The organism is Streptomyces sp. NPDC038135 (assembly GCF_055601245.1).
Window position 1 is genome coordinate 35,654 of record NZ_JBVJXS010000016.1, and the last position, 12,437, is coordinate 48,090.

9 protein-coding genes and 4 pseudogenes are annotated in these 12,437 nt (G+C 68.1%); 5 read left to right on the plus strand and 8 right to left on the minus strand.

Translation table 11 applies throughout. From position 1 onward, the window contains the following. On the plus strand, positions 1 to 1,559 hold a 1,559-nt coding region (locus ACZ7JA_RS35275), incomplete at its 5' end, for a hypothetical protein (protein ID WP_470812472.1). Then, complete coding sequence (locus ACZ7JA_RS35280) at positions 1,528 to 1,770, plus strand: hypothetical protein (RefSeq protein WP_470812474.1); 243 nt, start codon at positions 1,528 to 1,530, stop codon at positions 1,768 to 1,770. The genes ACZ7JA_RS35275 and ACZ7JA_RS35280, both read left to right, overlap by 32 nt. Positions 1,771 to 2,248: 478 nt before the next feature. On the opposite strand, the pseudogene ACZ7JA_RS35285 reads toward ACZ7JA_RS35280, so the two are convergent. After that, positions 2,249 to 2,374, minus strand: a pseudogene (locus tag ACZ7JA_RS35285) (lamin tail domain-containing protein); the annotation flags it as partial. A gap of 340 nt (positions 2,375 to 2,714) precedes the next feature. On the opposite strand from ACZ7JA_RS35285, the gene ACZ7JA_RS35290 reads away from it, so the two are divergent. Next, positions 2,715 to 2,900 carry a hypothetical protein gene (locus ACZ7JA_RS35290; RefSeq protein ID WP_470812476.1) on the plus strand — a complete coding sequence of 62 codons (186 nt, stop codon included), beginning with the start codon at positions 2,715 to 2,717 and terminating at the stop codon, positions 2,898 to 2,900. A 275-nt stretch (positions 2,901 to 3,175) separates the two neighbouring features. On the opposite strand, the gene ACZ7JA_RS35295 is transcribed toward ACZ7JA_RS35290, so the two are convergent. Next, positions 3,176 to 4,135 (minus strand): NAD(P)H-quinone oxidoreductase, encoded by a 960-nt coding sequence (locus ACZ7JA_RS35295; RefSeq protein WP_470812478.1) that lies wholly within the window; start codon positions 4,133 to 4,135, stop codon positions 3,176 to 3,178. A gap of 755 nt (positions 4,136 to 4,890) precedes the next feature. Next, positions 4,891 to 5,490 carry a TetR/AcrR family transcriptional regulator gene (locus ACZ7JA_RS35300; RefSeq protein WP_470812480.1) on the minus strand — a complete coding sequence of 200 codons (600 nt, stop codon included), beginning with the start codon at positions 5,488 to 5,490 and terminating at the stop codon, positions 4,891 to 4,893. Positions 5,491 to 5,586: 96 nt separating this feature from the next. Here ACZ7JA_RS35300 and ACZ7JA_RS35305 point away from each other — a divergent pair, with 96 nt between their 5' ends. Continuing rightward, entirely contained in the window at positions 5,587 to 6,831 is a 1,245-nt protein-coding gene (locus tag ACZ7JA_RS35305; RefSeq protein WP_470812482.1) for an NADH:flavin oxidoreductase/NADH oxidase family protein, read from the plus strand. Positions 6,832 to 7,071: 240 nt separating this feature from the next. On the opposite strand, the pseudogene ACZ7JA_RS35310 reads toward ACZ7JA_RS35305, so the two are convergent. The 4 genes and pseudogenes from ACZ7JA_RS35310 to ACZ7JA_RS35325 all read right to left on the minus strand — a co-directional run bounded on the left by ACZ7JA_RS35310 (position 7,072) and on the right by ACZ7JA_RS35325 (position 11,633). Continuing rightward, a pseudogene (locus ACZ7JA_RS35310) lies at positions 7,072 to 8,642 on the minus strand (succinic semialdehyde dehydrogenase). A gap of 14 nt (positions 8,643 to 8,656) precedes the next feature. Next, positions 8,657 to 9,571, minus strand: coding sequence for an acetoacetate decarboxylase family protein (locus ACZ7JA_RS35315; protein WP_470812484.1), 915 nt, complete (start codon positions 9,569 to 9,571; stop codon positions 8,657 to 8,659). A gap of 175 nt (positions 9,572 to 9,746) precedes the next feature. After that, positions 9,747 to 10,484: pseudogene (locus ACZ7JA_RS35320) on the minus strand (alpha/beta hydrolase); the annotation flags it as partial. A 132-nt stretch (positions 10,485 to 10,616) separates the two neighbouring features. Next, the gene (locus tag ACZ7JA_RS35325; RefSeq protein ID WP_470812487.1) at positions 10,617 to 11,633 is read right to left on the minus strand and encodes an aldo/keto reductase; all 1,017 of its coding nucleotides are present in this window, start codon (positions 11,631 to 11,633) and stop codon (positions 10,617 to 10,619) included. Between the two features lie 321 nt (positions 11,634 to 11,954). Between ACZ7JA_RS35325 and ACZ7JA_RS35330 the strand changes: the two are divergent. Then, positions 11,955 to 12,171 (plus strand): annotated as a pseudogene (locus ACZ7JA_RS35330) (transcriptional regulator); the annotation flags it as partial. On the opposite strand, the gene ACZ7JA_RS35335 reads toward ACZ7JA_RS35330, so the two are convergent. Next, positions 12,136 to 12,384 (minus strand): hypothetical protein, encoded by a 249-nt coding sequence (locus tag ACZ7JA_RS35335; protein WP_470812565.1) that lies wholly within the window; start codon positions 12,382 to 12,384, stop codon positions 12,136 to 12,138. The pseudogene ACZ7JA_RS35330 and the gene ACZ7JA_RS35335 overlap by 36 nt on opposite strands. Between the last annotated feature and the right edge of the window lie 53 nt (positions 12,385 to 12,437).

Below are 12,437 nucleotides of genomic sequence, written 5' to 3' on the forward strand. Positions count from 1 at the left end.
AGACCGGGCTCGTCGCCACCGGTAGCCATGTGGCCGGTCTCTTCACCGGCAGCGTCGGCATCGGCACAGACACACCATCCGCCGCGCTGGAGGTCAAAACAACCGGCGTCGGGATCCGCGCCACTGGAGAGACCGGGCTCGTCGCCACCGGTAGCCATGTGGCCGGTCTCTTCACCGGCAGCGTCGGCATCGGCACAGACACACCATCCGCCGCGCTGGAGGTCGACCGCGGCGGGAGCGACGAGGTGGCCCTGCGCGTGCGCTCCGCGGCGTCCACCTGGGGATCGGGGCTTCAACTGTGCAACGACGACGCCGACAGTCAGTTCGGGATGTTCGCGGGGGATGACAACTTGTGGCATTTCACCGAGGTGACCTCGGCCCACGACTCCCTGGTGATCGATTCCGACGGTCGCATCGGTGTCGGCACGGATAATCCACGACGACTCGTTCACGTAGAGGGCCCAGTGCACACTGGGGGGCCAGCAGCAGCGTTCTCGTTCATGGACCGGTCAGTCGCCAATTTCGTCGACACTCCCGGCGCGGGGCAGCGCTGGGAGTGGTACTCGTACAAGGGCAGCGCACGGCTCTGGTCCGGCACGGATCGGCTCATGATTCACTCCGACGGTCGCATCGGTGTCGGCACCGACGATCCACGACGACGCGTTCACGTAGAGGGCCCGGTGCACAGTGGGGGGTCAGCAGCAGCGTTCTCGTTCATGGACCGGTCGATCGCCAATTTCGTCGACAATCCCGGCGCCACGGGGCAGCGCTGGGAGTGGTACTCGTACAAGGGCAGCGCACGGCTCTGGTCCGGCACTGATCGGCTCATGATCCACCCCGATCAGGGCGGTGGCCTGGACGTGGCCCGTCGGATGCGGGTGCGCGAGGGGAACGACGGCTCGGCAGGAATCTGGCTGCACCAGGCGCAGGGTGGCGACCGGGCGTTTGTCGGGATGCTCGACGACCACAAAGTCGGATTCTACGGAGTCGGCGACGTCCAGTGGGGTCTGCTGATGGACGTCGACGGTGGGGAGACGACAGTCATCGGCCACCTGGTCAAGGCAGGCGGTGGAACCTTTAAAATCGACCACCCGCTGGACCCGGCCAACAAGTATTTGTCGCACTCGTTCGTGGAGTCACCGGGTATGACGAACCTCTACGACGGCACGGTCGTCACGGACGGCAACGGGGAGGCAGTTGTCGTCCTGCCCGCCTACTTCGAAGCGCTCAACCGTCATTACCGGTACCAGTTGACGCCCATCGGTGAGTTGGCGCTAGCGGCTGTGACCAGTGAGATACGGGACAACAGCTTCACCATCCGCACTGATAAGCCCGGCGTCACGGTCGCGTGGCAGGTGACAGGGGTCCGGCACGACGCGTGGGCCAATGCCTACCGCAAGCCGCCCGAAGAGGACAAGCCGGAGGCTGAGCGGGGCCGGTATCTGCACCCGGAAGTTCATGACGAGCCGGCCAGCAAAAGCGTTTTCGCATGCCTCCGGGAAGTGACTACATCGGAGAATGGTGACCATGCAGGACCACATGCGAGCTCGTCTCGCTGAACTCAAGCAGGACTACGAGCGCGGTGAGTGTCGGCTGCAGGAGCTGATACAGCAGGAGGCCGTGCTGAGAGAATCCCTCCTGCGCGTCAGTGGCGCCATCCGTATGCTCGAGGAGCTGTTGGCAGCCGATCGATGCGTCGCGGACGGCGACAATCCCGACACTGACGGGGAGCGCCGGACGCAAGGGACTACGGCGGCGACCACCTCGTAGCCCCGACCCAAAACGGTGTTATCCGACAGGCGGCACCGGAGTGGAGCGCTTGTCTTCTGGCGGGCAGCCGAAGGCTGGTTGCCCCCCCCCCCCCCGCCGGCGGCATCCCCGAGGCGGAGTTGCCGCCGGCGCGTCGCAGCGGGACGAACCACTCCTCTCCAGCGTCCTCGCGGCCGGCGATTCACATCTGACCGAGGCGTACCGCGTCCGCGAACCTCCTCGGCAGGCCACCTGCCCGCAGACAACCGCGGGCTCGTGCGCGACGTGATCGGACGCCGACGTACGTCAGACACACGCATACTGGCACCCCCGGTCACCCCGCCACCGAAGGAACTGGCCGGACCGCCCGTACCGGCTGACCCGGTGGCGCCGTCCGGACCGCGCTGCGCGTCCCCTCCGACACAGGCGAGCCTATCGAGAGGAAAGGCCCACCCGTCAGGCGTCGGCCTCAGGTGCCGGTACCGTCACCGGTAGGGGGTCAGCGGCGATGTCCGCGGTGGTGGCGGCCCCAGGAGACGTCGTCGACGAATCGGCCGCGGTCGTTGCGCAGCGGCGCGGTGTCGTGGTCGTTGTTCCACACGTACGCCCGGCGGTCCTGGAACACCATCTGGGAGTTGCGGGTGAGGATCCCGAGAGGAATCAAGGAGGCTTTGAGGCGGAGAGGGCGGATTCGAACCTGCGTGGGCCCCGAAAGGGGGTCCGACCGTGAGGCGAGCTCGCTGGTCCCCGATCAACCACTCCGGGCACCTCTCCCTGATCCCGGCTGGCCGTTACTGCTGGCTGCCGTTCGCAGGACCGACTCTGGCAGGATCCGCTGACCTCGCACTGACACGCCACCCGACCGCATATTCCGCGTACCGATTCCGTACGGGGAAGGCTTCGTCTTCCATACCAGGGCGCGATTCGGGTTCATTGCTCCGGCAGGGTCCTCGGACGATCCGCGAGTGCGGTGGATCACCCAGCCCCTGCCAGGAGAGGTCGCCCGGGAGCTGTTCGCCGCGCGGGATGCGGGCGCGGGCGAGCAGCAGCAGACGGTGATCCTGGCCCGCGCGCTGGGACACGCCTACTTTCGCGAACGGGGCCGCCGCGCCTTCAGCGACATCGAGTTCGCCGACTTCTCGATCGGATAGGCCTGCACTCCCGAGTGATCACGTCAGAGTGTTCAGCGTCACGAGGGCTTGGCGCGCCTGGCCGGCATCGCTTCGTACCTCTCGGCTTCCTGCCGCTCGCGCCAGTCCCACTCCACACGGCCGACCGGGTCTTACCAGTGATCTTGCCGCGATCCGATAAGGGAAGAGCGCCGCTCGCCTGCCGTGACTACGCTCGGTGGGAACTCCCCCTCCTCGGAATGAACACGGCTGAAGCCCGGCTCAGCCCGCCCGGTCACGGCCTGCTGCGATGCGCTCTAGCTGTTTACCAGCAGGATCTTGCCGAGGTGCCCACCAGCCTCCATGAGCCGGTGTGCCTCGGCGGCCTCTGCCATGGGCACGATCTGGTCGATGACCAACTGCACGGCTCCGCTCTCGATCATCGGCCAGACGTTCTTCTGCACCTCGGCGACGATGGCCGCCTTCTGCTCCTTGGACCGGGTGCGCAAGGTGGTGCCGTGCACGGAAATGCGCTTGAACACCAGCTCGGCCAGGTTGAGGCTGCCCTCCAGGCCGTTCTGCAGGCCGATAACGACCAGGCGTCCGTCGGCGGCGAGGGACCGGACGTTGCGTTCGAGGTAGTCGCCGCCGACGACGTCGAGAATCACGTCGTACGGTCCGCACTCGGTGAAGTCCTGCGTGCGGTAGTCGATCGCCACGTCGGCGCCCAGTTCCCGCGCCCGCGTGACCTTCTCGGGTCCGCTGACGGTGGTGACGACCCGTGCGCCCAGCGCCTTGGCGATCTGGATCGCTGCGGTGCCGACTCCTCCGGCCCCGCCGTGTACGAGGAGGGTCTCGCCCCCCTTGAGACCGGCGGTCATGACGATGTTGGACCACACGGTGGCGACCGCTTCGGGCAGGCCTGCGGCCTCGACCAGGCTGATTCCCTTGGGGACTGTGAGCAGCTGTCCTGCCGGGACGGCGACCTTCTGTGCGTAGCCGCCTCCGGTCAGCAGGGCGCACACGTCGTCACCCACCTGCCAGCCGGTCACTCCCTCGCCGACGGCGCTGATCCGGCCAGAGACCTCCAGCCCCGGATACGGTGACGTCCCCGGCGGCACCGGGTAGAGACCCCAACGCTGCATGATGTCGGCCCGGTTCAGGGCACTGGCCACGACGTCGATCACCACTTCGCCCACGGCGGGAAGCGGGTCCTCGACCTCGATCCATTCTAGGACCTCAGGGCCACCGGGTTCCTTGATCGATACCGCCTTCATGATGCTCCGTTCACATGGCTGAGACAGGGGCTCCCTGCGGACGTCCTGGGGTGCTCGTCGCATGTCCTTTGCCGGAATGCCGGCCCCGAAGGTCGCACCGATAGGAGGGTCTGAGTGGCAGCTCGCCTGGAATGCCCAGGAGCCCCCGATGTTTACACCACATACATTAAAGGGCGCGAGTGTGCAGTGTCAACATTGAAGGGCAGCCGTTGTCTCGTCGTCAGCGTGGCACCCGGCCCTCGCTCGAGCGCGCTTCCCGGAGTCGCCTGTGCGCCGCCATGACGATGTCTGACCACACGGCGACGACCGTTCCGGGTGGGGCTACCACCTCATCTGGGGCTACCACCTCATCCACACCCTCGCCCCTCTCGACCTCGACGCATTCCAGGTCCTCGGGATCACCGGGATCCCCGAGCGAGCTTGCCGTCATGACGCTCCATTCGCATGGTTGAGGCGAGGGACTCCCAGGGGCGCCCGAAGTTCGATCGGGGCCGGATCGCCAAAGAGCTCTAATGTATGCAATGTATACATTAGGGCGTAGATGTATGCAGCGTCAACATCAAGTTGGGGCACGCCGTGCGGCCAGTTCATGGCGCGCCACCGCCATCTCCGCCCGCTCGTGAAGGTGAACTCGCCTTCGACACGCGGTGGTGATCACTCTGCACATCCGCCCACCGATCGGATCGGTACGCAGGCCGGAGTGGATCGCAGGACCCGTCCGGCCGCTCGCTGCCCCGTGCCGATGGCACGCGGCGCTATGACCTCGCCCGTGGCAGCGCCGCGGAGGCGGTGAACAGGGCGCGGACGGCGGCGCGGACTTGGGCGGCGACCACGTCGGGGGTAGAGGTGTCGAGCTTGCCGTCGAGGTGCAGGAACGCCAGGCCGTGGACGAGTGCCCACACCGTGGTCGACAGCGTCTCCGCGTCGGCTCCGGGAAAGGCGGCGCGGACGACGCCGCGGACGTATTCCGAGATCGCGGCGGTCGCGGCGACCCTTTCCTCGCTGTGCGGATCGCATGGCTCAGCGAACATCACCCGGAACAGCGCAGGGCGCTCCAGCGCGAAGCGCACGTAGGCGACGGCGATCGCCGCGAGCTCGTCGGGCGTCGTGGGTGAGGGATGCGCCGCGGCCAGGTGTTCGGCGAGTTCGCGGTACCCCTGCGCGGCGACCGCGGAGACGAGTGCGTCGCGGTCCGCGTAGTGGCGATAGGGAGCCGTCGCCGATACGCCGGCCCGCCTCGCCACCGCCCGCAAGGACAGCCCGGCGCTGCCGTCCTCCTCGAGCAGCTCGCGCGCGGCGCGCAGGCAGGCGGCGCGCAGATCGCCGTGGTGATAGGTGCCGCCCGCTTGGGACACAGGTCACACTCCCTCATGTTTACGTTGCTTACATCACTGCTCTAATGTGAACGCTGCATACATTGTAAGCGATTGAAGATTGAGAGGAGAACCCGGATGACCAGCGAGCTGTTCTCGGCATTGTCCCTGCGCTCCGGGCAGGTGCTGAACAACCGGATCGCGAAGGCGGCCATGGAGGAGAACATGGCCGGCGACGGCCAACTCCCGGACGAGGAGTTGTTCGGCCTGTACCGTCGCTGGGCCACCGGCGGCACCGGACTGCTGATCACCGGCAACGTCATGGTCCACGCCGAGGCACTGACCGGCCCCGCCGGCGTGGTTCTCGACGCCGCCGCTCCGCTGGAGCCGTTCACCGCGTGGGCCCAGGCGGGCAAATCCGGCGGCGGGGCGATCTGGATGCAGATCAACCACCCCGGCCGCCAGGTCGGTTCCGACATGCCCGGAGTCGTGTGGGGCCCGTCCGCGGTCGCCGTTGACCTGGGCAAGCACAGCAGTCGCTTCGGCAAGCCCGTCGCCATGACCGCCGAGCAGATACAGGCCACCGTGACCCGGTACGCGGTCACCGCCCGGCGCGCCGAGGAGGCCGGCTTCGACGGTGTCGAAATCCACGCCGCGCACGGCTACCTGCTGTCGCAGTTCCTGTCCCCCCTGGTCAACAAGCGCACCGACCAGTGGGGCGGCTCGCTGGAGAACCGGGCCCGGATGCTGCTGGACGTCGTCCGCGCCGTGCGCGCCGCAGTCTCTCCGTCCTTCGCGGTCGCGGTGAAGCTCAACTCCGCCGACTTCCAGCGCGGCGGCTTCGACGCCGACGACGCACGCCAGGTGATCGCGATGCTCGCACCGCTCGGCGTCGACCTGGTCGAACTCTCCGGCGGCAGCTACGAGAGCCCCGCAATGTCCGGCCGGCCCGCCGACGCGCGCACCCAGGCCCGCGAGGCGTACTTCCTCGACCTGGCCCGGGATCTGGTCAAGACCAGCCCGCTGCCGCTGATGCTCACCGGCGGCATCACCCAGCGCTACACAGCCGAGAGGGTCCTCGATAGTGGCGTGGCGGTCATCGGGATGGGCACCGCCCTAGCCGTCACCCCGGACCTGCCCGACCGCTGGCGCCGAGGACTGGAGGCCGACCGTCAGCTGCGGCCGGTCACCTGGTCCGACAAGGGCCTCGCTTCGCTCGCCAGCATGGCCCAGGTCCGCCACCAGATGCGCCGCATCGCCCGCGGAAGCCGCCCCACGCCCCACACCCACCCGGCGTTCGCCCTCATCTCCGAGCAGCGAAAGCAGCGACGGGCCCTGCGCCGCTACCGCGCCTGGCTGTCCGCGGCTCAGGGCACGGCGTAAGCGTGCCACCGGAAGGGCCCCAGGTACTCGTCACTCGCCGCGATCACCTGGGGCCCTTCTCACCATCCCGGCCGGCGGCATCACTCCCTCACCTCACCCGGGCCTGCTGCTCCAGGAGTGATCGTGACCGGCAGGAACGAGGCTCGGCCAACATCCCTTCGCTGAGCGCCCGGCAGGCCGACACCTGGACGGACCTTGACGGCGCGGCTCCATCGCAACCGCGCCGTCTGGTCTCGGGTTTCACCGGACGCCGACCGCCTTGAGGACCTTCAGTGCGCCGGTCAGGAGGGTGGCCCAGGTTTCGGGGCGGATGCTCGCCGGTGGGGTGAAGCCTTGAATGCGCTGGTGGGCGATGGTCTGGGGCTCGGTGTACTTGAGGATGCCGTCGGCTCCGTGGCGGCGACCGAGCCCGGAGTCGCCCATGCCGCCCATCGGAGCGTCGATGCTTCCCCAGGCGGCCGCGAAGGCCTCGTTGACATTGACGGTGCCGGCGTGCACACGGGCGGCGACGGCCCTTCCGCGAGCCCCGTTGCCGGACCAGACGCTGGCATTAAGGCCGTACGGCGTGGCATTGGCCTGTGCGATCGCCTCGTCGATGCTGCGGTAGGAGTAGATCGACACAACCGGACCGAAGGTCTCGTGCTCGTGGAGCGTCATGTCGGGAGTGACATCGGCGAGGATCGTCGGCTCGTAGAACAGCGGCCCCAGGTCCGGCCGTGCCTTTCCGCCGGCAAGGACGGTGGCGCCCTTGGCCACGGCGTCATCGACATGCGCGGTGACGGTCTGAAGCTGCGCCGGGGTGGTGAGGCTGCCGACATCGATGCTGTAGTCGTATACGGCGCCGATCTTGAGCTGCTTGGTGCGTGCGACGAACGCGTCGACGAACCGGTCACGGATCGACTCGGCCACGTACAGGCGCTCGATGGAGACGCAGAGCTGGCCGGCCGAAGAGAAGCACGCGGCGACGGCGCCGTCGGCAGCCTTGTCGATGTCCGCGTCGTCCAGGACGATCATGGCGTTCTTGCCCCCGAGTTCCAGGGACGCGCCGATGAGACGCCGGCCGGCATCGCTCGCGATCTTGCGACCGCTGGCGGTGGAACCTGTGAACATCATGTAGTCGGCGTTGTCCATCAGCGCGCCGCCGATGGAGCTGCCCCGCCCGACCACCATCTGCCACACGCCCGCCGGCAGCCCGGCCTCGTGCATCAGGTCCAGTGACCACAGCGCGGTGAGCGCGGTCTGATCAGTGCCGCGATGACGTCGCCGGCGGCCATGCTCAGCGGGTAGTTCCACGGGGAGACGACCGCGACCACGCCCTTGGGGTGGCGCAGCTCGGTCGTGTGAGTCAGCAGCGGAATCGCGCCGCGCCGGCGCTTGGGCTCCAGATACCTGGCGGCGTTGCGCGCGTAGTACCGGGATGTGATCGCGATATCGACCACCTCGAGGAGCGCGTCGCGTCGGGTCTTGCCGTTCTCGGCCTGCATCAGGTCCAACGCCTCCTCCTGGCGGGCGAGGACCAGGTCGTGAAAGCGCAGCAGGACCTTCGTGCGCTGGCTCAGCGAAGTGGCGGCCCAGGACTTCTGGGCAATGCGGGCGCGCGCGAACGCGTCCTCGACGTCCACCGGGGTGGAGACCGGCAGGTCGGCCAGCGGTTCCCCGGTGTACGGAGCGTTGGTGACGACCCGGGCGGCATCAACCGCCGCGACGACCCGCTCGGCCAGCCGCTTGATCAGGGCTGGAGTGAGCGAAGCCGGCAGCACGGAACCGCGGGCAGCGGTATGGGTGGGAAGGGTGGCGTGGTCGGTGGCCATGGCAGGACTCCTTACTACCGGCTGTGGGCCGAGGTCGGGACCGGCATGTGCAGGGCGAGCTGGCCCTCGCTGACGACATCGAACTGGATCGTGCGGATCGGGTTGAGGGAACGCAGATCGTCGGCCATGCGGCCCTCCCCCACCTGCAGCGCAAGATTGCGCGGGACCAGCTCCGTACCGGCCGCCAGCACGTTGGTCTGGCTCAGCGTCGAGTGCCACGCATCGCCGATCGAGGTGTACGAGGTGAGCGTCGAGACACGCTTGCCGCTCGGGTAGGCCCTCTGGGCAGGCGTGGCCGCCAGAAGTGACAGGTCCGTGCCGCCGTCGTCGTTGGCCACATGTGCAGTCGTCCGGTGGGCGTCGATATCGACGTCGAGGCCGGTGACCCACTTGGGGAAGCCGTACCCGTCGTGGCCGCGCACCTGGGCGATGTCCGTGCTCACCGGCAGGGACAACACGTAGGAATCAAGGTGCTCGTTCTTCAGGGCGGCGACGAGGTCGAAGAACCCGAGCTTGCCGTGCCGGGCCGGCTTCACGGCGATCCCGACGGCGGCCTCGGTGTAGAAGTCGATGTCGCACACGTCGTAGCGGAAGAACATCACAGAGATGAGCCCGAGACCCGGCGCGACCTCCAGCGGCGCCAGCTCCCTGGGCAGCCGAGCACGGATCGCCCGGGAGCGGGCGAGCATCGTGATCCGGGCGGTCGAGATGCGGTAGTAGAAGTTCGGTGTGAGCGTGGCACCTATCGGAGAGTCGACCCTGGTCTTGGGCAGCCGTCGGAAGAAGTCCACGCTGCTGACACGGGGATCGCGGGCGACTTCGTCCAGATCGGTGTCCATCCGGTAGCGGTCGTACAGGCCGCCCTTGGGGACCGTGACCGTACGGCCACCGAGATCGACCTTGACTGTTTCCTGCTGGGGCGAGGGCATCGACGCGGCTCCCTGATTCGAATGTTGACAGTGATTACATGAGGCTAACCTCCAATGTAAGCACCGTCAACAACCACATGCAGGCATGACGAAGCCGGGCCGGCCCCGCCAACAGGGCGTCGGCGGGCCCGGCCCAAGAGTCTCTGCGTACGAGGCAGCAGATGTGCGGCTTCCCTCAGCTGCCGTGCAGCGCCGTCTTCAGGAAGTCGACGGCGAGCTTGCGCGCGACGTTGGCCGCTCGGGTGTCGCGCAGACTGTCCAGCAGGAGGAAGTCGTGGACCATGCCGGCCACCCGGACCGAGGTGACGTCGACACCGGCCTCGCGCAGCTTGTTCGCGTACTGCTCGCCCTCGTCACGCAGCACGTCGGCCTCGTCGGTGATGACGAGCGTGGTAGGCAGCCCCCGAAGCAGTTCCAAAGGCGCCTGAAGCGGGGAAGCGTGCACTTCGGCGCGCTGGGCGGTATCGGTGGTGTAGGCGTCCCAGAACCACTTCATGCCGTCGCGGGTGAGGTAGTAGCCCTCGGCGAACTGCAGGTAGGAAGGGGTGTCGAAGTCGGCGTTGGTCACCGGGTAGAGCAGCACCTGGGCCTTGAGGTCGATCCCGCCGCGTTCCTTGTTCATCAGGGCGAACACCGCCGACATGCAGCCGCCGACCGACTCGCTGGTGACCGCGATGCGTGAGGTGTCCAGGCCGTGCTCCGCGCCGTGCTCCAGGACCCACTGGCCCACGACGTAGTTCTGCTCCACCTGCGTGGGGTACTTCGCCTCCGGCGCCCGGTCGTAGACGGGGAAGACGCCCGCGGCGTTCGCACCGACGACGAGTTCGCGGAACAGTCGGTCATGGGTCTTGTCGTCGCCGAAGACCCAGCCGGCGCCGTGGATGTAGAACACCACCGGCAGCGCACCCGTGGCTCGCAAGGCCGCGACTCACCTGCCGTCCACGGCCGACAACCGCGGCTGCGTCTCACTCCTATGCGGACCAGCAGCGGTCCACGGCTGCTTGGCCAGGGCAGCCGTGGAGGGATGTCTCGGGGAACGCGGGCGTCAGCGGCGGCGCAGGCGCTTGTTGGTGATGGGCGGGGTGGGGTTGATGTAGAAGTCGTCCCGGTTGACGTCGACGCCGGGCGGCACGATGGCGTCGATGCCGTCGAGGACGTCCTCGTCGAGTTCCACATCGGCGCCGGCGAGGAGGTCGGCGAGCTGCTCAGGCCGGCGGGGGCCGATCAGCACCGCGCTGACCGCGGGGTGCGCGCGCACGAAGGCGATCCCGAGGTGGGCGAGCGGCAGACCGGCTTCTGCGGCAAGCGCGGTGAGCTTCTGGACGGCCTCGGCCTTGGCCTGAACGCCGGGCTGGGAGAGGTCGAACGTCTTCGCGCCGAGCCCGGCGTTGCGGTGCCCCGTCGTCGGGTCGGTGCGGCCGGAGAGCCAGCCGGAGTTCAGCGGGCCGAAGGTGAGTACGCCCATGCCGTACCGCTGGGCGGTGGGCAGTACCCGGTTCTCCACTCCACGGGTGAGGATGGAGTACGGGGACTGCTCGGTGCGGAAGCGGTGGTGGCCGTGGCGCTCGGCCGCCCACTGGGCCTCCACGGTCTCCTCGGGAGCGAAGAAGGAACCGCCGACGGCACGGACCTTCCCGGCCCGGATCAGATCCGACAGGGCGGCGAGGGTTTCGTCGATGTCGGTGTCAGGGTCCGGGCGGTGCATCTGGAACAGGTCGATGTGGTCGGTGTCGAGGCGGCGTAGGCTGTCCTCGACCGCACGGTGGATCCATCGTGCCGAGCCGCCGCGCCGGTTGGGGTCCTCTCCCATCGGGAGCCCGAACTTGGTGGCCAGCACCACGTCCTCGCGGCGGCCCTTGAGGGCCTTGCCCACGATCACCTCCGACTCCCCGCCTGAGTAGACATCCGCGGTGTCGATGAGGTTGATGCCCGCATCGAGCGCACTGTGGATCATCCGGACGCACTCGTCGTGGTCGGTGTTGCCCATCGCGCCGAACATCATCGCGCCGAGCGCGTACTCACTCACTGACATGCCGGTGCCGCCGAGAATCCTGCGCTTCATCGTGGATCGCCTCCTGTTGAAGTGTGGCCTTGAACCTGTCCTTGAAGCCAAACACGGCCGTCGGCCGAGGTGAGAGGCCCTCCTTGACCGGGGGTACGGCAGGCCCCCCTCACGGCTCGGTGCTTGGGCCCACTGGATTAGCCGTGGTGCCACGGCCCGGGGGTCTGTTCGGGGCGAGCGCCGACCTCCTCATGGCCCGGCACTCGTACCGCGGGCGCGGACATGCCGGAAGCCTTCATCCCAGGGGGCGGCCTACCGGGGGGACACCAGAGCCCCTCGCCACTGAGGATCTGCCTTGTCCGCCGCGCTAGCGTGTCGCAGATGAGTGACCAGAAAACAGGCATTGAGCTGCGGGAATTTCTGCGGACTCGGCGGGCCCGCGTCACCCCGGAGCAGGCAGGTCTTCCCCTGCAGCCCGGGTGCGCGGCGGGTGCCCGGCCTACGTCGGGAGGAAGTCACCCGGTTGGCCGGAATCAGCGTCGACTACTACACCAGCCTGGAGCTACCCCGCGGACGCGGGGACGACGTTTCCAGGGCTTGTCCCAGAGTGAAGGGCAGAGATTCGGCTGCCGGGACCGATGAGGAGGACGGCGAGCCAGGCGGCCGGGACGTGGATGGTGCGCGCCTTGTTGACCAGGACGATGGCGTTGTCGTCCCGGTCGATGTGGCAGCGTTCGGCATAGAGGCTGGAGATGCGGTCTTCGAGCCTGTGTACGTCCTGCGGTCCGGTCCGCCACCAGGGTTCAGCCATGGTCCGCCTCGCTGGTGTGGAGCGGGGCGAGGGAGACGTCCTTCGAAGGTGAC